Source organism: Candidatus Bandiella numerosa (genome assembly GCF_029981845.1).
GTDB classification, from domain to species: Bacteria; Pseudomonadota; Alphaproteobacteria; order Rickettsiales; family Midichloriaceae; genus Aquirickettsia; species Aquirickettsia numerosa.
In genome coordinates, this window is the sequence record NZ_CP104164.1 from 80,640 (window position 1) to 102,949 (window position 22,310).

General features: G+C 32.5%; 17 protein-coding genes and 1 rRNA gene. 4 read left to right on the forward strand and 14 right to left on the reverse strand.

Annotated elements, in window-relative coordinates:
- The first annotated feature begins 1 nt into the window (after position 1).
- Both N3Z17_RS00375 and N3Z17_RS00380 read left to right on the forward strand, forming a co-directional pair.
- Positions 2 to 637: an Hsp70 family protein gene (locus tag N3Z17_RS00375; RefSeq protein ID WP_282472647.1), complete on the forward strand. Its 636-nt coding sequence runs from the start codon at positions 2 to 4 to the stop codon at positions 635 to 637.
- Entirely contained in the window at positions 615 to 1,940 is a 1,326-nt protein-coding gene (locus N3Z17_RS00380) for a J domain-containing protein (RefSeq protein WP_282472046.1), read from the forward strand. Before N3Z17_RS00375 ends, N3Z17_RS00380 begins: the two co-directional genes overlap by 23 nt.
- Positions 1,941 to 2,180: 240 nt before the next feature.
- Here the strand turns inward: N3Z17_RS00380 and N3Z17_RS00385 are convergent.
- The 3 genes from N3Z17_RS00385 to N3Z17_RS00395 all read right to left on the reverse strand — a co-directional run bounded on the left by N3Z17_RS00385 (position 2,181) and on the right by N3Z17_RS00395 (position 6,739).
- Positions 2,181 to 3,679, reverse strand: a 16S ribosomal RNA gene (locus N3Z17_RS00385).
- 393 nt (positions 3,680 to 4,072) lie between these two features.
- Entirely contained in the window at positions 4,073 to 5,314 is a 1,242-nt protein-coding gene (locus N3Z17_RS00390) for an MFS transporter (protein WP_282472047.1), read from the reverse strand.
- 45 nt (positions 5,315 to 5,359) lie between these two features.
- On the reverse strand, positions 5,360 to 6,739 hold the full coding sequence (locus N3Z17_RS00395) for a sodium/proline symporter (RefSeq protein WP_282472048.1): 1,380 nt from the start codon (positions 6,737 to 6,739) through the stop codon (positions 5,360 to 5,362).
- 84 nt (positions 6,740 to 6,823) lie between these two features.
- On the opposite strand from N3Z17_RS00395, the gene N3Z17_RS00400 reads away from it, so the two are divergent.
- Positions 6,824 to 7,558: a ribonuclease T2 family protein gene (locus tag N3Z17_RS00400; protein WP_282472049.1), complete on the forward strand. Its 735-nt coding sequence runs from the start codon at positions 6,824 to 6,826 to the stop codon at positions 7,556 to 7,558.
- A gap of 104 nt (positions 7,559 to 7,662) precedes the next feature.
- Here the strand turns inward: N3Z17_RS00400 and N3Z17_RS00405 are convergent, their stop codons facing one another.
- The 10 genes from N3Z17_RS00405 to N3Z17_RS00450 form a co-directional block, all read right to left on the reverse strand.
- Positions 7,663 to 8,205: an RDD family protein gene (locus tag N3Z17_RS00405; RefSeq protein WP_282472050.1), complete on the reverse strand. Its 543-nt coding sequence runs from the start codon at positions 8,203 to 8,205 to the stop codon at positions 7,663 to 7,665.
- Positions 8,202 to 9,479 (reverse strand): serine--tRNA ligase, encoded by a 1,278-nt coding sequence (gene serS / locus N3Z17_RS00410; RefSeq protein ID WP_282472051.1) that lies wholly within the window; start codon positions 9,477 to 9,479, stop codon positions 8,202 to 8,204. Before serS ends, N3Z17_RS00405 begins: the two co-directional genes overlap by 4 nt.
- A 2-nt stretch (positions 9,480 to 9,481) precedes the next feature.
- Entirely contained in the window at positions 9,482 to 10,234 is a 753-nt protein-coding gene (tatC, locus tag N3Z17_RS00415) for a twin-arginine translocase subunit TatC (RefSeq protein WP_282472052.1), read from the reverse strand.
- A 132-nt stretch (positions 10,235 to 10,366) separates the two neighbouring features.
- Positions 10,367 to 11,068 carry a hypothetical protein gene (locus N3Z17_RS00420; RefSeq protein ID WP_282472053.1) on the reverse strand — a complete coding sequence of 234 codons (702 nt, stop codon included), beginning with the start codon at positions 11,066 to 11,068 and terminating at the stop codon, positions 10,367 to 10,369.
- Between the two features lie 50 nt (positions 11,069 to 11,118).
- Positions 11,119 to 11,268, reverse strand: coding sequence for a hypothetical protein (locus N3Z17_RS00425; RefSeq protein ID WP_282472054.1), 150 nt, complete (start codon positions 11,266 to 11,268; stop codon positions 11,119 to 11,121).
- Positions 11,269 to 11,425: 157 nt separating this feature from the next.
- On the reverse strand, positions 11,426 to 12,217 hold the full coding sequence (locus tag N3Z17_RS00430; protein ID WP_282472055.1) for a hypothetical protein: 792 nt from the start codon (positions 12,215 to 12,217) through the stop codon (positions 11,426 to 11,428).
- Positions 12,218 to 12,274: 57 nt separating this feature from the next.
- Positions 12,275 to 13,615 (reverse strand): cysteine--tRNA ligase, encoded by a 1,341-nt coding sequence (gene cysS / locus N3Z17_RS00435; RefSeq protein WP_282472056.1) that lies wholly within the window; start codon positions 13,613 to 13,615, stop codon positions 12,275 to 12,277.
- 8 nt (positions 13,616 to 13,623) lie between these two features.
- A complete protein-coding gene (gene lpdA, locus N3Z17_RS00440; protein WP_282472057.1) occupies positions 13,624 to 15,027 on the reverse strand; it encodes a dihydrolipoyl dehydrogenase in 1,404 nt (467 codons plus the stop codon).
- 23 nt (positions 15,028 to 15,050) lie between these two features.
- Positions 15,051 to 16,244 carry a 2-oxoglutarate dehydrogenase complex dihydrolipoyllysine-residue succinyltransferase gene (odhB, locus tag N3Z17_RS00445; protein WP_282472058.1) on the reverse strand — a complete coding sequence of 398 codons (1,194 nt, stop codon included), beginning with the start codon at positions 16,242 to 16,244 and terminating at the stop codon, positions 15,051 to 15,053.
- A 14-nt stretch (positions 16,245 to 16,258) separates the two neighbouring features.
- Positions 16,259 to 19,090 carry a 2-oxoglutarate dehydrogenase E1 component gene (locus tag N3Z17_RS00450; protein WP_282472059.1) on the reverse strand — a complete coding sequence of 944 codons (2,832 nt, stop codon included), beginning with the start codon at positions 19,088 to 19,090 and terminating at the stop codon, positions 16,259 to 16,261.
- Positions 19,091 to 19,412: 322 nt separating this feature from the next.
- Here N3Z17_RS00450 and N3Z17_RS00455 point away from each other — a divergent pair, with 322 nt between their 5' ends.
- Positions 19,413 to 20,324 carry a tyrosine-type recombinase/integrase gene (locus N3Z17_RS00455; RefSeq protein WP_282472060.1) on the forward strand — a complete coding sequence of 304 codons (912 nt, stop codon included), beginning with the start codon at positions 19,413 to 19,415 and terminating at the stop codon, positions 20,322 to 20,324.
- Positions 20,325 to 20,451: 127 nt separating this feature from the next.
- Here N3Z17_RS00455 and rpoD read toward each other — a convergent pair whose 3' ends face one another.
- Entirely contained in the window at positions 20,452 to 22,305 is a 1,854-nt protein-coding gene (rpoD, locus tag N3Z17_RS00460) for an RNA polymerase sigma factor RpoD (protein WP_282472061.1), read from the reverse strand.
- Positions 22,306 to 22,310 lie beyond the last annotated feature (5 nt).

The window sequence follows — 22,310 nt, forward strand, 5'->3', positions numbered from 1 at the left end:
TATTGTATTAACAGATGTAGCGCCATACACTCTAGGAACAGGAGTTATAAACCTTGAAAATCCCAAGGAGGGCGATTTATTTTTACCAATTATTGAGAGAAACACCACTGTTCCAGTGAGTAAAGAAGTGACAGTACGCTCAGTATATGACAACCAAGAAAAATGCAAAGTACAAATATATCAAGGTGAAAGTTATTTAGTTTCCAATAATGTATTAATCGGCACAATTGACGTCACTTTACCCAGAAGGCCAGCTAATTTAGAGATTATAATAAGGTATAGTTACGATATGAATGGAATTTTAGATGTTGACGTGACGGTCCCAGAGTCAAAAGAAACATTTTGCCAAACTATTGTGAATTCACCAACATCACTAACTAATGAAGAAATTGAAAAAAGCAAATTGAAATTAAAAAATTTAAAATTTCATCCAAGAGATCAAGAAGAAAATATACTTTTATTAACAAAACTTGAAAAAATATATGAAGAAAGTTTGGGAGAATTGAGAATGTATGTGATGGGCATAATTAATAATTTCAAAGGTAAGTTAAATGGGCAAAATAGTTTAGAAATAGAAAGAGAAAAAGTTAAAATTCTAGAATTTATTAAAAATCATGCCGACAATTCAGGATTTTAAAAGTTGTTGGGAAATTTTAGGTATAGATGAATATAGTGATTTGGGAGCAATTAAATCTGCATATGCCAAAAAAATTAAATTATCCAAACCAGATGAGAACCCATCTGAATTTTCGATACTAAATGCTGCTTATAAAGATGCACTAAGATTAACTAAAAACTGTAATTTTGCAGATAACAAAAAAAGTGTGAAGATTTTAAATATATATCTAAAAGATGAGGACGCAGAAATTAATGGCATTAACCTTCTTGAAGAGAGTAAGCAAAACGATGATATTATTGCGTTTGATAATAGCACTTTATTTAACGAGCAGGATAAGTATTATGATTCAAATAAGCTAAAAGATGATAAGAAAAAACTTTATAATGATCTGGCAGAAGTGTTGGATCACAAAAAAAGAAATAAGCTAAAAGAATGGAAAAAAATTCTACAAAACGAATTATTTCAAGACCTTAGAATTAAACTAGAAATTTCTCACTTTTTATTTAGCAAATTCATAGAGTTAAATAGACTTTTTCCTAATAAAAAAAGAATAAAAGTACTCCCAGCACTTAATACATTCTTTAATTGGACAGAGAAAAGGAGCGTCTTTGAAAAAAAATTTAATGCTTATGAAGTTGCGACAATACTTAATGAATGTGATAAAACAGATTTTTATTTATTTAAAGATAAATCATCATATAAATTTATCAAGAGGTCTTTAGCTGGATTTTTAGACATTATAATTTTGCTATTAATGAGCATAATTGTGCAATATATTTTTGCTGAAGTGAATAAATTTGGTACTTGTATTATTTTGACCTTGATAATACCAATTATCGAAGCAAGTCCTCTGCAATCATCTCTTGGGAAAGCAATTTTGGGGTTAAAGGTTGTGGATTCTTTGAGCAAGAAAAAAATTAGTATGAGCATTTCATTTGAAAGATTTCGCTACCTGTTTTATGCATTATTAAAATGTTATTGGAGGTCAGCTGTATGCTTGCTTTGTATTTATTTGTTGTTTGACCCAACAACTAAAAAACTGGAAGCTAGTCTTCCAATAATATTTATATTTATGTTGCTTGTATTCCATATAATAAGAAATTGTACTTCAGTTATCAAATGTTTGTTGAAGTTTATTTGCCTAATATTAGTAACCTTATTTTTACTCGTTTTTTTCATCAATATGATAAATTTTGAATTTGCAGTAATACTATTGTTTATAATTCATATGCTTAGCATTTATAAGGAAGCATTTGAGATAATTGATGAAAATACTAGCACAGTTGTTGTAAGGAGAAGTAATTCCAATCGCTTAAAATAAGTTGACATTTGAATTGAGTCTTTTTGGTGGTTTTTTATATAATCTTTGTCATGCGTTCAAGATACATTAGGCTCAGATGTTATAAAAAATCTCTTAAAAACACTAATTTATCTATCAAGTTATTTTAGGTAATTGGTATTAGAGGATAAACATTTAACTGGATTGTGCATATAGAATTTACAAGACGGTGGTATAATAGTAAGTATATTGTTGATAACTTAAAGTTATCTAATTTGTCTTTTAGGAGGTAATCCAGCCGCAGGTTCCCCTACGGCTACCTTGTTACGACTTAACCCCAGTCATCAAATTCTCCTTGGTAAACTGCCTCTTTGCAGTTAGCTCATTTACTTAAGGAAAATTTAACTTCCATGGCTTGACGGGCAGTGTGTACAAGACCCGGGAACGTATTCACCGCAGCGTGCTGATCTGCGATTACTAGCGATTCCAACTTCATGCACCCGAGTTGCAGGGTGCAATCCGAACTGAGGTAGGTTTTTTAGATTTGCTCCAGGTCGCCCTATTGCATCATATTGTAACTACCATTGTAACACGTGTGTAGCCCAAGTCATAAGGGCCATGCTGACTTGACGTCATCCTCACCTTCCTCCAATTCTCCATTGGCAGTTTCTTTAAAGTTCCCAGCATAACCTGTTGGCAATTAAAGATAAGGGTTGCGCTCGTTGCGGGACTTAACCCAACATCTCACGACACGAGCTGACGACAGCCATGCAACACCTGTGATAGTCCAGCCGAACTGACTAGCTAGTTTCTTAGCTATACGACTAACATGTCAAGACTTGGTAAGGTTTTTCGCGTAGCATCGAATTAAACCACATGTTCCACCGCTTGTGCGGGTCCCCGTCAATTCCTTTGAGTTTTAACCTTGCGATCGTAGTTCCCAGGCGGAGTGCTTAATGCGTTAGCTTCGACGCTAAAACATAGTTCTAACATCTAGCACTCATCGTTTACTGCGTGGACTACCAGGGTATCTAATCCTGTTTGCTCCCCACGCTTTCGTGCAACAGCGTCAGTATTTAGCCAGACAGATGCTTTCGCCTTCGATATTCTTTCTGATATCTACGGATTTCACCCCTACATCAGAAATTCTTCTATCCTCTCTAATACTCTAGCTCTACAGTTTTGTAAGCAATTCTTTGGTTGAGCCAAAGGCTTTCACTTCCAACTTATAAAGCCGCCTACGCACGCTTTACGCCCAATAATTCCGAGTAACGCTTGCCCCCTTCGTATTACCGCGGCTGCTGGCACGAAGTTAGCCGGGACTTTTTCTGTGGATACCGTCATTATCTTCTCCACTAAAAGAATTTTACAACCCTAAGGTCTTCATCATTCACGTGACGTCGCTGGATCAGGCTTTCGCCCATTGTCCAATATTCCCCACTGCTGCCTCCCGTAGGAGTCTGGACCGTGTCTAAGTTCCAGTGTGGCTGATCATTCTCTCAAACCAGCTAAAGATCGTTGCCTTGGTAAGCCATTACCTTACCAACTAGCTAATCTTGCATGGGCTTATCTTGTAGCGATAAATCTTTCACCTCTCGGCAATATACAGTATTAGCTATTGTTTCCAATAGTTATTCCATACTACAAGGAAAATTCCCATGTATTACTCACCCGTTTGCCACTAACTTTATTTGTGCAAGCACAAATATCATCCGTTTGACTTGCATGTGTTAAGCACGCCACTAGCGTTCACTCTGAGCCAGGATCAAACTCTCAAGTTTGACTATTCAAGTAGTAAACCTTAAATAGTTTACCACCGTCTTATAAATTCTATATTCACGATTTCAAATACTATGATTTGGTAGAAATATTTATAAACCTTTTGAGCATGAAGTCAACGACTTTTTAATACTTCTATACACTTTTTTTGATAATATACGTAAATGCATTTGCTTATTTAAAATTTTTTATCTTTTTTTTTACAAATCATTAGCTATTTAACTTCCCTTATTTGAGTAGTTGCCTTTAAATATTTCCCCCTAATTCAACCATGCAACTAAATAAGCTGTATAAATTTTTTTCCTCTTATAATTTTTACGAAGTGCTATAATTTATTGATAACCAACAAAATTAACTTAACTCTTTATATAAAATAATTTCAGAGAATTATTAAACTACAAATTTTTCCCCTCTATAATCTTTTCGAAAAATAGATACAAAATAGCCAAGCCTATAATATAAAAGGCTGGAGCATAGCACAAACCTGTAATTTTAATTAAATAGGAGCACACAAGGGGTGAGAACCCACCAAAAATCGCAATACCAATTGTATAACTTAACCCCACTCCACTATACCTAACTTCTGCAGCAAATTTTTCAATTGCATATGGATATGCCGGAGCACATAATCCACCTGTTATAATAGGCAAAATGAGTAAGCCCAAAACAAATATTATGCTATTTGAATGATTTAGAGCTACAAATGCTGGAACAAATAATAATATTGCTAAATATGAAAAAAATACAATAAAGCTCCTTGGGCTATACCTATTGGATATACGTCCTAATATTATCAAAGATACGATATAAGAAAATATCGAGAACGAAGAATATTTTAAAGCTTGTAAATGTTCTATATTAAGTTGCTTTTCCAAATATGGAGTCAAATATGCCATAATGGTATACGATGCAGCAGTAGTAACCCCTCCCAATGACGCTATTAAAATTATCTCTCTCCAATAATCTCGAAAAACTCTTAGAATTGGAATTTTTAAAATTTTTTGTTTTTTTTGTATATCAATGAAGTCCTTTGTTTCTGGCAAAAAAAATCTTAAATATAAACCAATTAATCCTAAAAATGACGCAATAAAAAATGGTATCCTCCAACTAAAAGAACTATCTATCTCCAGTTTATTCATTAATATACCAACTAATACAGCTAAAAACGATCCAGAAACTATCGAGGCAATTATTATACCACCAGCTTGCCCTCTATTCGCTATTTTACTATGCTCAAGCATAAATAGTGCAGCGCCTGGTCCCTCACCCCCAACAAAAAATCCTTGCGCCAATCTAAGCACTAATAAAAAAATTGGGGCAAAAATTCCTATAGCTTGATATCCCGGTAAAATAGCTATAAGGAAAGTTACGACTGACATTCCAAGTATCGTGTAACTTAAACTCTTTTTTCTACCTACTTTATCTCCGAAATGCCCAAAAAAAACTGCGCCTATTGGCCTCGAAAGAAAGCCTGTACCAAAAATTATAAATACCGAAATTACTTGTGCAAATGAATCTAATTCTGGAAAGAAAGATTGCCCTATTTCTTTTGCAAAAATGGCAAAGAGCGTAAAGCCAAAATATTCTATTAAATTTCCAAGTAATGAAGTGAATGCAATCTTATAACTTATTTTCATGCAATTACCTACTTAATTAAGTTAGAAACACTAGTACATTAAAATTTATTTTTTGCAACCTATATTATTCACTAGAGCTATAGCCAAACTTGACAGTATAAATCCAGGTATAATTTCATATAACTCAAAAATACCTCCTCTAGGCTTTAATGAATGCCATATAACAACCACAAGCCCACCTATTATTACTCCACTTAATGCTCCTATTTTTGTCATTTTCTTTGAATAAAGTGAAAATAATATAGTTGGACCAAACGCACTTCCTAAACCTGCCCATGCTAAAGATACTAGCCCCAAGATTGTATTTTTAGGATTAGATGCATACACTAGAGAAATCAATATTACTAAAAACATAATAACTCTTGTTATCAAAATTTTATTGTATTTTTCTAGTACCTTCAAGGATATAGCTTCTGTTAAGGAACAAGCTGTTGCATGCAATTGTGCCGATATAGTGCTCATAATTGCTGCTAGCACTGCTGCTAAAACAACACCTGAAAGCCAACTTGGAAATAACTTATCTGCTGAAAGCAAAAATATTGTTTCAGGATTAATATCATCAATATTTTCAAATAATAACTTACCAAACAGTCCTATGCAAAAAGAACCTATTAGTGATAGAGTCATCCAACTCATACAAATATTTTTTGAAGCTCTAAGGGTTTTTGATTTTTCTATCGCCATAAATCTCACTAAAATATGTGGTTGGCCAAAATACCCCAATCCCCAGCTTAATAATGATATTAAAGTAATTATATCAATATTTAAAAATGGATTACTAAGATTTAGATCAAGAGTGTTGATATGGCCAGCATCTCCAATCAAAATTGTTATTGGAACTAAAAGAAGAGCGAATAACATTAATGAACCCTGAATTACATCAATCTTGTTAATTGCAACAAATCCACCTAAAGAGGTATAAAGTAAAACAAATCCTCCACTAAAAATCAAACAGTACTCATAGTCATAACTAGTATAAGTTTCAATTAAGAAAGCCAACGCAACTAGCGCTGATGCAATATATATAATAAAAAATATCGCAGTCATTGCCGCAACTATCGCCCTTAAAAATCCAGATTTATCATCAAATCTATTTGATAAATAGCCTGCTATAGTTACTGAATCACCATATTTTTGGGTTTTCACTCTAATTCTCCTAGCTACAAATTGCCAGTTCAAGTATGCACCAATTATCAAACCTATTGGTAACCAAATTTCAGAAATACCATTTAAAAGCACAGCTCCAGGCAACGCCATCATCACCCATCCACTCATATCAGCCGCTCCAGCACCGAGCGCTGCTGTAATAGCATTTAATTTTCTACCACCTAATGCAAAACCCTTAGAAGTTTTAACCTTTTTTGAATAATAAATTCCTATTACAATAATTCCTATAAAGTATAAAGTTACTATTAATATTTTCATTTAACTTTTAATTTTTATGACTTACTGAGAAAACTAATTCACCTTATACTAAAAAGAGTTAAATAACACAATAGGATAAATTTTATGTTCAAAACAAGCCTACGTATAATTTTAATAAAAATTATATTAATTCTGTGCATTACATCATTTAATATCGTTTTATGTTTTGCAAAAATTAATCATAAAACTGATTTTACATCTGGGGAATTTGATTATTATGTTTTTGCACAAAGCTGGTATCCAACATTTTGTTTAAGCGGACCCAAAAATGAATGCAAAAATTTGACAAAATATATGACACAAAATTTATCCCCGCATGGACTATGGCCAAACAAAGATAATGTAAAAAAATTTTCAAATCACCCATCATATTGTATCAAGAGTATCGGTTGTGAATCCTATAGCAGTTGCTCTGTAAATTGGTACAACATTGATGTATATACCTTAAGAGAAATACAAACAATGATGCCAACTAATTTAATAGAGCATGAGTGGAAAAAACATGGAACCTGCAGTATTTATGATCAAGAAGGCTATTTTAAAACAATTTTAAAATTACAAAAAAGATATAAAACACCCAACATAATTGTAAAAAATATTGGCAGCTATCTAACATATAATGATCTTTTAGATGCACTTGGGGGGGGAGAAAAAATAAACCTTGCATGCAAAATAATAGAAGATAAACAATATTTAGAGCAAATATACTATTTCCTTGATAAAAACTTCAAAGAGATCTCAAAAAAATATGACCAAACAAATTGCAATAAAAACATGAAAATATTCATCAAGAATATAGGGCTTGAGTCAGATATGTAGTGACAAGGAGTGATGAGCGAAGTGTAGTAAAATCTACATAAGCGAAGAATGACGATGCCAATGCATATCTGACTTATGCTATAGAGGACAAAGAAAGTTAATTTCTAACTCTCTTTTTTCCTCTTAATCACTACCACTGTATTGGCAAATTTATCATGCAAACCTTGCTTTTTTTTGGTAAAATCTGCTATAAATAACCCCATTCCCAATGTTATTAAATTAAAAAAATGTCCTGCCATTCTTTTAATGGCTTGCCTCATTGTTATATCATTATAACTATCCGCATCTACTATCTTACATCTCATTATCAGCTTACCTATTGACGCCCCCATTTTATACCAAAAAAATACAAAATACGCCATTGCCAACATAAGTAAAATTAACTGCACCATTATATATCTTAGATTACTTATTGTACTCCAAAGAGAACTCATAACCGATGAAAAAGTCATGATTTTAGTTTGATCAAGACTTTTATCAATATCGATCATATAATTAGTATCAAATCCAAAAAATATCATCATGAGTAAATTCATAATTGGAGATAGCACCAATGTTATAATTACAACATCAATCCCAAATGCAATTATTTTTCTATTTAAAGACGCATATTCATACTTTGATTTAATATCGTTAATTTTAGTCATTTTTCCTTTTTAATTATTTTTTGATTTTGCATAAAGGGTTGTAATTCTTTTGGAATAGAAATACTACCATCTTCATTTTGGTAATTCTCTATAATTGCGATCATTGTTCTACCCACCGCTAAACCAGACCCATTTAATGTATGAACAAAGTAATTTTTACCATCTTTAAGTGATTTATATCTAGCTTTCATCCTTCTTGCTTGGAACTCACCACAGTTTGAACAACTAGAAATCTCTCTATACCTTTTTTCGTATGGCAACCAAACCTCAAGATCATAAGTTTTTTGTGAACAAAATCCTGTGTCTTGAGTACAAAGAAGTGCCACTCTGTATGGTAATTCCAATTTTTGTAAAATAGCTTCTGCAGCATTCGTTATTCTTTCTAATTCATTTACTGACTCTTCTGGCTTTACAATGCTTATTAATTCCACTTTGGAAAATTGATGTTGCCTTATCATTCCTTTGGTATCTCTTCCAGCACTTCCAGCTTCTGAACGAAAACATTGGGTATAAGCCGTGTATCTTCGTGGCAATTCGCTCTCAGCTATAATTTCATCAGCTGCCATGCACACAAGAGGGATCTCAGAAGTAGGTATCAGTCTATAACCATTGGTAGTTTTAAATGAATCCTCTTCAAATTTTGGCAATTGACCAGCTTTAAACATCGTTTCTTCCAGTACTAATGCTGGAGTGGAAACTTCTTCAAAACCAAACTCTCTCACATGAACATCAAGCATAAAAGTTGCAAGTGCCCTCTCTAATCTTACAAAATCCTTTCTTAATATAACAAATCTTGAACCTGAAATTTTTGTTGCAGTCTCAAAATCCATTAATCCTAAACTTTCGCCTATATCGTAATGCGAACGAACTGTAAAATCAAAATGCCTTGGCTCTCCAAATTTTCTTATAATCTGATTATCTTCTTCTTTTTCACCATATGGAACCCCTTCTTCAAGAAGGTTAGGAAGCGAAATCAAAAAGTTATTGAGTTTTTCTTGCGCCTCATTTTTTTGCTCTTCCAGAATATGTATTTTATGCTTGATTTCATAACCCCTCTCCTTCAATATTTCAAATTTTTCATCCTTATGATCAATGAAAGACATTTGTTTGGCAACTTCATTTCTTTCATGTTGTAAATCCTGAATTTTAGATTTATTCTCCCGCACAATATTATCAATGAACAATATTTCTTCAGAGCATGGACGAATGCCTCTACCTTCCATCCCCTTATCAAATAATTTACTATTTTCTCTTATAAATTTAATATCATGCATACTTATTTTACTCTTTTACATAAAATTATAGAAATTTCATATAACAACACAAGCGGTAATGCAAGTATCACTTGGCTAATTACATCTGGTGGAGTAAGTATAGCAGCTAAAATAAAAATTAATACTATCGAATATCTCCTAAATTTTTTTAATTGATGATAGTTAATAATTTTTAATTTTGTTAACATCACTAATAATATAGGCAATTGAAATGCCAATCCAAAACCTATGAATAACTCCACAATTAAATCTACGTATTCACTTATCTTTGCTTCTAATATAATTGGAATGCCGTGTTTAGGAGTTATATCTTGAAAACTTATAAAAAATCTCCAAGTTATTGGCATTACAACGAAGTATACCAATAGTACCCCTATCAAAAATAACATTGGAGGAAAAAATATATATGGCATAACAACCTTTTTTTCCTTTTTATATAGCCCTGGTTCTAAGAATTTATAAAGCTGATAGAAAAAAATTGGCGAACATAAAAAGAGACTTGAAATAAAAGAAATTTTTAGTTCAGTCATAAAACCTTCCGTTAACTTAGTGTATATAAAGTGAAAATTTCCCTCTCCCTCTGAAAGCTTTGAGAGTGGCTTTGAGAGCAAATAAAATATATCCCAACTAAATTGAAAAGTGATTATGGTAATAATTATAAAAGAAAATACCACCTTCATTAAGCAATATTTAAACTCTAAAAGATGTTCCTCAAGAGTAAATCTTTTTAGCTTATGCTTGCTATTTTTTGACATTGTATACAAATATTAATCTAGCAATTGTACACAAATGCTCCCAAAAAATCAAGTTATGTACAAATAACCCAAAAAATCAAAAAACCTCTTTCTTCTTCTCTCATGAAATCCGCGCAAAACTTTCAACGCTATTTACATCCCCCTTCCTGATGAGCCTGTATGACTTAAACGATTATCTTTTTCATGTTGAACATGCGTTTCATTACTGTGATTTTTACCAGGCTGCTCTAAGATTTTATTTACTCCTTGATTAGACTGTCTAGGTTGCAATTCCCACTCCGCACCATCATGCACTTTATCAAGATTTACTTTCAATTTTGAACTGTTTAAGCTATTAGTATCCCTACTAAATGCAGTTGAGCTCAATTCACTCTCAAATTGCTTATTTTCTTTTTCCTCAAGAGTCTTAGTTTGTCTTTCTAACTTTTCTAACTTTACGTATTCACCATCTAACTGTTTTATCGTAATTTTTTCATTATCAATTAAACTGCTTATCTCCCTAGTTAACTCAGCCTTTTTAGCCCCTAATTGCCACGATTCTTGTTCTAATTTCCCAAACTCCTCACTCACCCCTTTCATTTTTTGGTTTATTTCATTTAGCATTGCATCTTTTGTGACTTCTCCATATTCATTTTTTATTGGATCAGGACCATTCTTTGTTCTACCATAAAGTCTTTCCAATCCTACTAATGCAACTTGCTTCTCTCTCATACCCTGATTTTTTGAGGCTATTTCATCTTCCACGGGTTTTAAGGCCGTATTTTTTGAGACTATTGCATCCCTAATTTTACTTAATTCACCCTCTACTTTTTCAATTTTTACTAATGGATCCATTTCATCTGGTATTTTATAGAGCTCCTTACCGTGTTCTTTAGCGGATAGATCTAGATCTTCAGATCACGTAAGTTAGTATTTTCACTATCTTGTGATATAACACTCATTCTATCAAGATTACTTAGATCTTTAGGTTTTTTTTTAGACGATAAATTAGTAAATGTCTTAAATGCATTTTTTAAGTCCTTCAATAATCCCATTCACTACCTCTGATTAAATATTAAATATATATTTAATAACTTATAAATTTAATGTCTACCAACAGAAGGTTGTATTTATAACTGAAGTGAAATACTCGGCAGTTTGAAGCTAGGAATTTTAAAAAAGCCCAGCCTCAAAACATGCTATATCTTAATATTACAATTCCAAATGCCCAAAATTGAAATGATCTTGATTAATATCAAAAATAAACGCTGTTTTTTCAACAAAATCAACGCAATTATCTGATTCATGCCAACCTTTATGCTTTATTTTTTGACTGCCCCAAGATGCACATTCTTTAAATTTTCCATCTTCACACTTAAACCTTTCTGGGTGAAATGAATTCTCTCCCATTAACTCAGTATAATTATCACAAGTTAGCTCTTTTCCACCAAATCCCAAAAATAAATCTTTTTGATATGGATGATCCTTTCTGATAGTTAAAAAGGCTTTAGTAAAACCATCATCTGCTTTGCAAATATTAGCCATATTGCCAATACTATTAGAAATGCTATCTTTCTTATCCAAAAATTTATCCGCAATAAATATACCAGAAAATTCATAAACATTATTTTTAGTAAAATAATGAGAAGATACATTAGATAAAAAATTTTCAATTTTATTCAAAACACCATTAACAAAAGGTGAGCTGGTATATTCACAAATCGTTCTGTCTGACACAGTTGGGCTTGACCCAGTTAGCCCAATATTAAATAATGCAGCTGGCTCATCATCTATAGTGATAACCCTTGCTAATTTACAATCACTTTCACTACCATTATCACCTCTACCTCCCCATAATTTTAACTTTCCTTCCACACCTTTTTCACAATGTTTACCATCTCCATAGCTTCCGCATGAGATTGGATTATTTATAAAGTTGAAAATTTGCTCAAGAAGCTCTTTTGAATCTTGGTTATTTTTGATAATTTTTATTGTTGTAGTCATAAAACACCCCTGTAAAATATGAGGTATATTATAAACTATTGCTTAAAAATTGCAAAATTAAATTATCTCGTATCCATCTTTTGTGTCGACAATCTTATAACCTTGCTCCTCTATTTGCATCCTAATTTTATCAGCTTCTTCCCATTTTTTATTTGCCTTTAGTTTTTTTCTTTCTTCTGCAAGCTCTATAATTTCTGGAGTTAATTGAATTTCTCCAAACTTCTCTTCAAGATTAAGTCCTAAAAAGTCACAACAATTAAGCATATCTATAGCATAATTTTCATCCCCTTCTTGCGCTTTGCTTGATAATTTATGAATGAAGGAAAGTGCAAGAGGTGTGTTTAAATCATCTGCTATATATGATAAAAATTCATCTGGTATCTTTCTTGAATTTGCATCAAATTTCTCACCATACTTTTGAATAAATTTTTGAAATTTAGTTATGCTTTTTTGTGAATCTTCTAATGCTTTTTGATTAAAATCCAGTGGTCTTCTATAATGTGAGGTTAAGTAAAAATACCTCAGCGCCACTCCACTAATTCCTCTATCTAACAGCTCTTTAACAGTTATGAAATTTCCAAGACTTTTGCTCATCTTATCACCTTCTACTGTCAAAAATCCATTATGGACCCAGTATTTTGCAAATTTGTTATTTTTTGATTCACAAATACTTTGGGCTATTTCATTTTCATGGTGAGGAAAAACCAAATCAACACCACCACCGTGAATATCAAAATTATCACCCAAATATTTTTTACTCATAACAGAGCATTCGATATGCCAACCAGGTCTTCCATTGCCCCATGGACTATAAAAATACATTTTTTCATGTTGTTTTTTTGGCTTCCATAACACAAAATCCATTGGATTTTTCTTTAGCTCCGAAATCTCAATCCTTGCACCAATATCTTGATCATCAATTTTCCTTTTTGAAAGCCTACCATAATCACCATAACTATCGATGTCAAAATATACGTGCCCATCACTAACGTAAGCGTGGCCTAGTTCTATAAGCCTTGTTATCATAGATATCATCTCGGGAATATTTTCTGTAGCTTTAGGCTCTTGATTAGGAATTAAGCAATTTAGATGGCCTAAATCCTCATGAAAATATTGTGTTATTCTAGTTGTTAATAACTCAATACTCTCATTATTTTTATTTGCAGCGTCAATTATCTTATCATCAACATCAGTTATATTTCTTACGTAGGTAACCTTGGAATATACATTTCTCAATAGCCTAAATAAAAGATCAAAAATCACGGATGACCTAGCATTGCCTATGTGCGGCCTATCATAAACAGTAGGACCACATACATACATCTTAATATCACTTTTATCAATAGGTACAAACTCTTCTTTTTTACCAGAGAGAGTATTTGTTAAAAAAATTTTCAAGTTCTAAATTATAAATGAATTGGTTTAAAATATGCGGCAAGAGAGGCCTCTTTTATCGCTTCATTTAATGTTGGATGTGGATTGCAAATCCTTGCTAAATCTTCTGATGCCGCCTTAAATTCCATAGCAACTGTTGCCTCAGCAATTAATTCTCCCGCTGCATCACCAATAATATGAACACCTAAAATTTGGTCAGTTTTTTTACATGCAATAATCTTAACAAAACCATCTGTCTCACCGGAAGTTCTGGCTCTGCTATTAGCAAGAAATGGAAATTTGCCAATTTTGTATTCAACATTATTATTTTTTAATTCATCCTCAGTTTTGCCAACAGAAGCAATTTCTGGATGCGTATAAACTACACCAGGTATGGTATCATAATTGACATGTCCATGTTGCCCATCAATAATTTCAGCCACAACAACACCTTCATCAGATGCTTTATGCGCAAGCATTTGTCCAGCAATAACGTCTCCTATTGCATAAATATTCGAAATATTCGTCTTAAATTGCCCGTTTACCATAACCCTACCCTTTTCATCCAATTTGATGCCAATTTTACCTAAATTCAATGATTCTGTATTAGGTTTTCTACCAACAGCCACCAAAACAACATCGCAATCAACTTTTTCCGAATTGCCTCCAGATATTGACGTAATCTCAACTTCCACTTTACCGTTCTTAATTTGCGCTGAGGTTACTTTGGAAGAAAGTTTAAAGGTTAATCCCTGCTTTTCAAATACTTTCCTTGCTTCTTTTCTTATGTCACTGTCAAAACCAAATAAGATGTTGTCTGCAAATTCTACAACTTCAACTTTAGCACCAAGTCTTGACCATACCGAACCTAGCTCAAGCCCAATTACTCCACCCCCTATTACAATCATCTTTTTAGGAACTTTTTTGAGAGATAACGCACCATCTGAAGTAACTATTTTTTCTTCATCAATTTTGATATTTGGCAAAGTCACTGGAACAGAACCTGTTGCAATTATTATGTTATCTGCTTCTAATAACTTATTTTCACCACCATTTAAAGCTACAGATATTTTATTATTTGACTCAAATTTGCCAAGCCCGTTAAAATAATCAACTTTATTCTTTTTGAATAGACCAGCTATACCTTGTCCCAAACCAGAAACTGTTGAATCCTTAGTTTTCATTATTTTATCTAATGAAAAACTAATATCCTTACATTCTATTCCTCTTGAAGCAAAATTATGTTTTGCATCATGATATTTATGAGTGATATTTAATAATGACTTCGATGGTATGCACCCAACATTTAGACATGTACCACCTATAAATTGCTTGTTATCTATACATGCAACTTTTTTACCAAGCTGAGCAGCCTTAATAGCAGCAACATATCCACCTGGGCCACCGCCTATAATTAAAACATCATACTTTTCCATAATACCAAACCCTTAATAATTTACTATAATCCAAACAAAAGCTTCTCAGGCGTTTCTACCATATCTTTTATTCTCTTTAAAAATGTAACAGCCTCACCTCCATCTACTACTCTATGATCATATGAAAGAGCTATGTACATCATAGGACGTATGACAACCTGACCTGAAACAGCAATTGGTCTTTCTACTATATTGTGCATGCCAAGTATACCAGATTGAGGTGGATTAATTATTGGAGTGGACAGTAAAGAACCATATATTCCACCATTTGTAATACTAAATGTCCCACCTTGCATGTCACTCATTGCAAGTTTACCTTCTCTGGCTTTTTTACCAAGATTTACAATATTTTTCTCAATATCTGCATGGTTCATTTTATCAGCATTTTTAACAACTGGAACAACAAGCCCATGCTCCGTTCCAACAGCCACACCTATATTATAATAATTCTTGTAGACTAAATACTCTCCGTCTATTTCAGCATTAATCGCTGGTATTTCCTTTAAAGCAACAACTGTAGCTTTAACGAAAAATGACATAAATCCAAGTTTTACACCATATTTCTCTTTAAATGCATCCTGGTAATCTTTTCTGCATTTCATAACCGCCGACATATCTACTTCATTAAAAGTTGATAATATTGCAGCAGTGTTTTGAGAATCTTTGAGCCTTTTAGCAATTGTTTGTCTCAACCTGGTCATTTTTATTCTTTCCTCAAGTTGCTCATGAGGTTGAGAAATTACTGAATTTTGAGTCTGAGAGTTTGATATCGCAGATAGGACATCACCTTTGGTAACACGCCCATCCTTCCCTGTAGTATTGGCTATATTTTGCAAATTATGCTCTGATGCAATTTTACTGGCAGCTGGAGAAAAAATTTGATCCCTAGTAATCTGTAGCTGTGTATGTTGAGCATCTTTAACATCTATAGTGCCTTCATTTGTAGCTGCCTTAATATTTTTTTGTATTTCTGCAACCCCTCCCTCTTCAAGAGAACCTAAAGTATCACCTACCGCTACTACATCTCCTTCATTAAATTTAATTTCATTAATAATTCCTGAAACAGGCGCATTCACTTCCAACGTTATTTTATCAGTTTCCAGCTCTAATAAAATTTCATCAACTTTAATTTGCTCCCCAACTTTTTTGTGCCATTTTGCCACAGTAGCTTCTGTAACTGACTCTCCCAACGATGGAACTGTAATATTCACTGCCATAATTTTAACTCCTATTATTCAAATGCTTTTTTCAAAAATTTATTTAATTCTTCGATGTGCAACTTCATATATCCTGCTGCGGGAGATGAGGATTCATCTCTACCAACATACTTCACCTCTAATTTATTGCCAATCTCTTTTAATACTTCTTCAAATTTTGGTTTAATGTACTGCCATGCTCCCATATTTTTGTGCTCTTCTTGGCACCAAATAATTTGTCTAATATTTCTATATTTGCCAAACTGCTGAATTATCTCCTTTTTAGGATATGGATAAAGCTCTTCTAATCTTATCAAAGCAACTTTATTTTCATTGCGTCTTTCTCTTTCTTCAAACAACTCATAATAAACTTTACCACTGCAAAATATCAGCTTCTCTATCTTATTAAAATCTCTTATATTATCTTCTATTAAAGATTTAAAATGCGTACCATCAGCGAAGTCCGTTAATTTAGAAACTGCTAATTTATGCCTTAATAATGATTTTGGTGTCATTATTATTAAAGGGTTTCTATATGTCCTCAAAGCTTGTCTTCTAAGCAAATGGAAAATTGATGCAGGCGTCGTACAATTTGCAACTGTGATATTATTATTTGCACTTAGTTGCAAAAATCTTTCAAGCCTTGCGGAGCTATGTTCCGGTCCTTGACCCTCATATCCATGTGGCAAAAGTAGAACAAGTCCACTCATCCTCAGCCACTTGGCCTTACCTGAAACCAAATATTGATCAATAATCATTTGAGCACCATTTGCAAAATCACCAAATTGCGCCTCCCAAATAACTAACGTTTTAGGATTAGAATAGCTGTAACCATATTCAAATCCCATTACTGCTAATTCAGACAAAATACTATTATGAATCTCAAGTTTGCCACTTTGATCATTGCCCAGATTATTTAATGGGATATATTTTTGTTCACTTTCTTGATCTACTAAAACCGCATGGCGATGAGAAAAAGTGCCCCTTTCAACATCTTCTCCAGTAAATCTAATATTACACCCTTCTTTTAATAGCGATGCATAAGCCATTGTTTCTCCCATTCCCCAATCTATATCATCGCCTATATCCAACATTTGCTTTCTGCTGTTAAGTAGCCTCTCAACCTTTTTATTTAACTTAAAGTCATCAGGTACATTTGTTAAAGGATCGCTTAAATTTTTTAGTTCTTTGGATTTTACACCAGTAACAACATTACTGTTATCATCAGTTAAAAATTCGTCAAAGCTCTTCCAATCATTTTTAAGCCAATCAGCACTCTGAGGTTTATAACTATCCGACAATTCAAATTCTTTATCTAAAAAATCCTTAAACACTTCTTTATTTCGCTGAATTGTATCTTTATCAATACTACCTTGACTTAATAATTTAAGGCTATAAATCTCAGAAGGGCTTTTGTGCTGATGAATAATGTCATACATCCTAGGCTGGGTAAACATCGGTTCATCACCTTCATTATGTCCATATTTTCTATAACAAACTATATCAACAAACACGTCTTTTTTAAATTTAGACCGGTATTTTGCAGCAATCGCACTAACATATGCAATAGCTTCAGGATCATCTCCATTAACATGGAAAATTGGAGCGCCTACCATTTTAGCTATATCTGTGCAATATCTTGATGATCTACCATCTGAAGCATTAGTGGTAAATCCAATTTGATTGTTCGTTATTATGTGTATAGTTCCACCAGTATCATATGCTTTTGTTCCACCTAAAGCCAATAATTCCATTACAGAGCCTTGCCCACTAAAAGCAGCATCCCCATGAAGCAATATTCCCAATACCTCACTTCTATCTTTATCGCCAATTAAATCTTGCTTAGCTCTTACTCTCCCCATAACCACCGAATTTACCAACTCTAAATGAGATGGATTAGGCGTTAAAGTTAAATGTATATCTTTTTCATCAACTTTAATATCTGAAGACACCCCAACATGATATTTAACATCACCAGGCATATTGAGGTTGTCTGGGATAAAAACCCCTCCCTTAAATTCAGAAAAAACAACATGGTAGGGCTTTTTTATAACTTTTGTCAAAACACTCAGCCTCCCCCTATGAGCCATTCCTAAAACCATCTCTTTAATACCACTGCCAGCAGAAATCTGTATTATTTCCTCAATTGCTGTAATAGTACCTTCACCACCCTCAATCGAAAAACGTTTTGCACCTGGAAACTTTGTATGAAGATATTCTTCAAACATCCCAACTTTTACCAAACTGTCAAAAATTTTAGCTTGCTTATTTTTATCAAAATTTATAACACCTACACCATTTTCAATTTCAGTTCTCAACCATTCCTTTTCTTGTAAATTATCCATATGAGTAAGTTCTATAGCAAACCTTGCACTATAGGTATTTACAAGATTTTGGTAGAGAGTTTTTAATAGCATTTCTTGTTGACCAAAAGCTCCATCTACGTATACTTGTTGCTCTAATTCTTCTTCCTTAATGCCATAATTCCTATAATCAAGTTCTTTAGGAAGATTTGTATTAGTCAAGCCTAAAGGATCTAATTTTACAGCCATATGCCCATATGATCTAAAAGCATCTATTAACTTTGCTATTTTTAGTGAAATATTGCTAATTTTACTTGGAATGTCTTTTTCCTTTTTGACATCAATATCCACTTTGTCTTGGTAGCCTATAATTTTATTGTCCCTTTTTCTCCAGCTTGGTCCTGAAAAAAAATCTTTAAAATCATCCTTATTTTCTTCTGATTCAGAAAAATATTTTCTCCAACTTTCATCAACTGAATTTGGATTTTTCAAATACTCATTGTATAGCTCTTCTATAAACAAAGCATTTTGAGACAAAAAAGAGGAATCAGAAGGATTATTCATTTGGCATCTAATTTATCAAAATTTAACTAAGTATTACTCCTATCACCATTAAAAATCAAGCCTGTTATAAATATTTAATCTGTGCTACATAGCAAGAAATAGCATATTTTGTAAATCCGTATAAAGGACAAAGTCTATCCATAATTAGCGCAATAATTACTCAACTACGGTAGGAAGCTTTAATCATCACCTCTCTGCAATAAAATTTATACCATTATCAATAGTTATTTGCTTTTGTTTAATGCTTTAAATAGAATAGCCCTTACATATACACTATAGACAGCTCTGGATTTAAATGAATAACCTAAAAATTAATAAGGAAATGCAGAAATGTTTAAACGATTGGATAACTTATCTTGATAAAAACCTAAATTATTCCCAAAATACAATCAATGCATATATCACAGATATATATTATTTTTTACAGTTTATTTTTAATCATCATGGAGAATCAATATCACTTGAGTTATTGGATAAATTAGAAGTGCATGATTTTAGATCTTGGCTGGCATTTAGAAAAAGAAATAATATAGCAAGCATTTCTAACAATAGAACCATATCCTCAATAAAAAATTTTTATAAATTTTTGAAAGAGCAATACAAAATAGAAAATCAAAATATAAATCTTGTAAAAATTGCGAAATTAAATAAACCACTACCTAGAGCATTACCAGTAAAATCTGCAATTGAAATAATGAATGCCATAGAAAAAATTAGTAATAATTTTTGGATTGGGCAAAGAAATAAAGCAATCGCATATTTGCTATATGGATGCGGGATGAGAATTAGTGAAGCATTAGACCTTAGGGTAAATAATTTTTACGATGAATTTCTTAGAGTACTTGTTTCAGGAAAAGGCAACAAAGAACGGGAACTATATTTACTGCCAATAATTCAAGGACAAATAAAAAGCTATATTTCTTCCTGCCCATATAAATTTCAAAATGACAGCTTTTTATTTTATGGAGAGAAAGGAGATAAGCTAAATCCTGATGTTTTTCGAAAAACCCTAAGAAAATTGAGAGCAGGGTTATGTTTACCTGATTTCACCACACCTCATTCCCTAAGACACAGTTTTGCAACACATTTATTAGCTAATTCTGAAGGAGATTTACGAACAATTCAGGAATTATTGGGCCACAAGAATTTGTCTACTACCCAAAGATATACTAAAATTGATATGAACTATTTAATGAAAAATTTTATTAATTTTCATCCGAGAAGCAAAGAATAACCTATATTAATCTCTCCTACGACAAGATAATCTTCATCATCATTAAATTTATCGAAAGAGCAATTGTATCATTTTATACCAATTCCCTAAAATAACTTAACATTTAAATTATTTAAAGTGATTGATATTACATAAAGCTATCTAATTTTCTAGATCTGGTTTTGTGCCTTAATTTTCTAAGTGCTTTAGCTTCAATTTGCCTAATTCTTTCTCTCGTAACATCAAATTGTTTCCCAACTTCTTCTAAAGTATGATCAGTTTCCATACTTATACCAAACCTCATCCTTAAAACTCTTTCTTCTCTTGGTGTTAAGGTTGCTAAAACTTTGGTAGTTGTTTCTCTCAAATTTGAATGCACAGCAGAATCGATTGGTTTAATTGCATTGGTATCCTCGATAAAATCACCCAACATACTTCCTTCATCATCACCAATGGGATTTTCTAAACTCATTGGCTCTTTAGAAATCTTCAATACTTTTCTCACCTTATCTACTGGAATTGACAATTGTTCCGCGATCTCTTCAGATGTAGGATCTCTGCCTAAATCATGCGCTAATTGCTTGGATGTGCGTATTATTTTATTTATTGTTTCAATCATGTGCACTGGTATTCTAATTGTTCTAGCTTGATCAGCAATTGAACGAGTAATAGCCTGCCTAATCCACCACGTTGCATAAGTTGAAAACTTATATCCTCTACGATATTCAAATTTATCAACAGCTTTCATTAATCCAATATTTCCTTCTTGTATCAAATCAAGAAACTGTAACCCACGATTGGCATATTTTTTAGCAATTGAAATTACCAATCTTAAATTCGCCTCTATCATATCTTTTTTAGCTTTTGTAACTTCCCTCTCCCATTTTTGTATGTTCTGAAAAATTAATTTAAACTCAAAAATTGGCAAACCACATTTTGTTTCTATTTTTTCGAATTTTTGCCCTATTTTTTGAAAAAATGTCAAATTATCATCGATAAATTTTGCATATTTTATACCCTTTTTGGTCAAAGATTCCAACCATTCATTATCTAGTTTAATGCTATTATACACCTCGATGAACTGAGCTCTATTGAATTTAGATTGAGTTGCAGTTTTAAATATGTCACATTCTATTTGGATGATATTTTTATTAATATCTTTTAGCAACATAAAAATGCTGTTAATGTACTGATCATCCAGCTTTATTTCATCCAATAACTCAGCTATTTTACCAGTCTTCTCGTTAATAATATCTTGCTTCTTTTTATCTAGCACTTTCTTCAAGTTGCTATCTTTCAGTTTATTGTTATCGTGATAAAACTTTAGTAATTCTTTACTATATTCTGATATTTTTAACAAAATTTCTAAAACCTTTGGCTTAAGTTCATTCTCTATAGCTGAAATAGATGTATTATGCTCTGCATCAAATTCACCCTCGTTGCTTTCTTCATTATCATCAAAATCAACATTAGTCGAATCATCCTGATCAAATGATCGCTCACTACTTGCCGTAGCATCAATATCTATAACTTCGCGTAGTAGCTTTTTCCCAGTCAGTATATCATCATACCAATCTTGCATATCTTTGAGTGACATAGGAGCTTGAATTAAAAAAAATAGCTTATTCTTCCTGCTTTCTTCAATTCTTTTAGCTACCTCAACCTCACCCTCTCTGGTAAGTAATGACCTATAACCCATTTCCTTTAAATACATTCTAACAGGATCATCGTTACCAATGCCACCTACGATACTCTCCGAAGAAGATTCAAATTCATCATCACCTTCACTATCTCTCTCCACTACACTTGATTCAGTATCTTTGTTTATAATTGTTATTCCCGATTCCTTGAGAAAAGAAATTACCCCTTTCACCACTTCATGATCTGCATCCTCAGGAATAATTTTATCAAGTTCCTCAGAAGATATTTTGCCAATTTTAATATATTCTTTCAATTTATCATGAAGTTTAGAATTTTGAAATTTGATACTTGTATTTGTCATTATAA

Excerpts from the sequence above, each read along its gene's own strand:
- N3Z17_RS00380 (WP_282472046.1), top strand. The coding sequence starts at position 615 with ATGCCGACAATTCAGGATTTTAAAAGTTGTTGGGAAATTTTAGGTATA.
- tatC (WP_282472052.1), bottom strand. The coding sequence starts at position 10,234 with ATGTCAAAAAATAGCAAGCATAAGCTAAAAAGATTTACTCTTGAGGAA.
- lpdA (WP_282472057.1), bottom strand. The coding sequence starts at position 15,027 with ATGGAAAAGTATGATGTTTTAATTATAGGCGGTGGCCCAGGTGGATAT.
- N3Z17_RS00395 (WP_282472048.1), bottom strand. The coding sequence starts at position 6,739 with ATGAAAATATTAATAGTAACTTTATACTTTATAGGAATTATTGTAATA.
- N3Z17_RS00455 (WP_282472060.1), top strand. The coding sequence starts at position 19,413 with ATGCAGAAATGTTTAAACGATTGGATAACTTATCTTGATAAAAACCTA.
- serS (WP_282472051.1), bottom strand. The coding sequence starts at position 9,479 with ATGCATGATATTAAATTTATAAGAGAAAATAGTAAATTATTTGATAAG.
- N3Z17_RS00405 (WP_282472050.1), bottom strand. The coding sequence starts at position 8,205 with ATGACTAAAATTAACGATATTAAATCAAAGTATGAATATGCGTCTTTA.
- N3Z17_RS00400 (WP_282472049.1), top strand. The coding sequence starts at position 6,824 with ATGTTCAAAACAAGCCTACGTATAATTTTAATAAAAATTATATTAATT.
- N3Z17_RS00425 (WP_282472054.1), bottom strand. The coding sequence starts at position 11,268 with ATGGGATTATTGAAGGACTTAAAAAATGCATTTAAGACATTTACTAAT.
- rpoD (WP_282472061.1), bottom strand. The coding sequence starts at position 22,305 with ATGACAAATACAAGTATCAAATTTCAAAATTCTAAACTTCATGATAAA.
- N3Z17_RS00450 (WP_282472059.1), bottom strand. The coding sequence starts at position 19,090 with ATGAATAATCCTTCTGATTCCTCTTTTTTGTCTCAAAATGCTTTGTTT.
- N3Z17_RS00430 (WP_282472055.1), bottom strand. The coding sequence starts at position 12,217 with ATGACTACAACAATAAAAATTATCAAAAATAACCAAGATTCAAAAGAG.
- N3Z17_RS00420 (WP_282472053.1), bottom strand. The coding sequence starts at position 11,068 with ATGGATCCATTAGTAAAAATTGAAAAAGTAGAGGGTGAATTAAGTAAA.
- N3Z17_RS00390 (WP_282472047.1), bottom strand. The coding sequence starts at position 5,314 with ATGAAAATAAGTTATAAGATTGCATTCACTTCATTACTTGGAAATTTA.
- odhB (WP_282472058.1), bottom strand. The coding sequence starts at position 16,244 with ATGGCAGTGAATATTACAGTTCCATCGTTGGGAGAGTCAGTTACAGAA.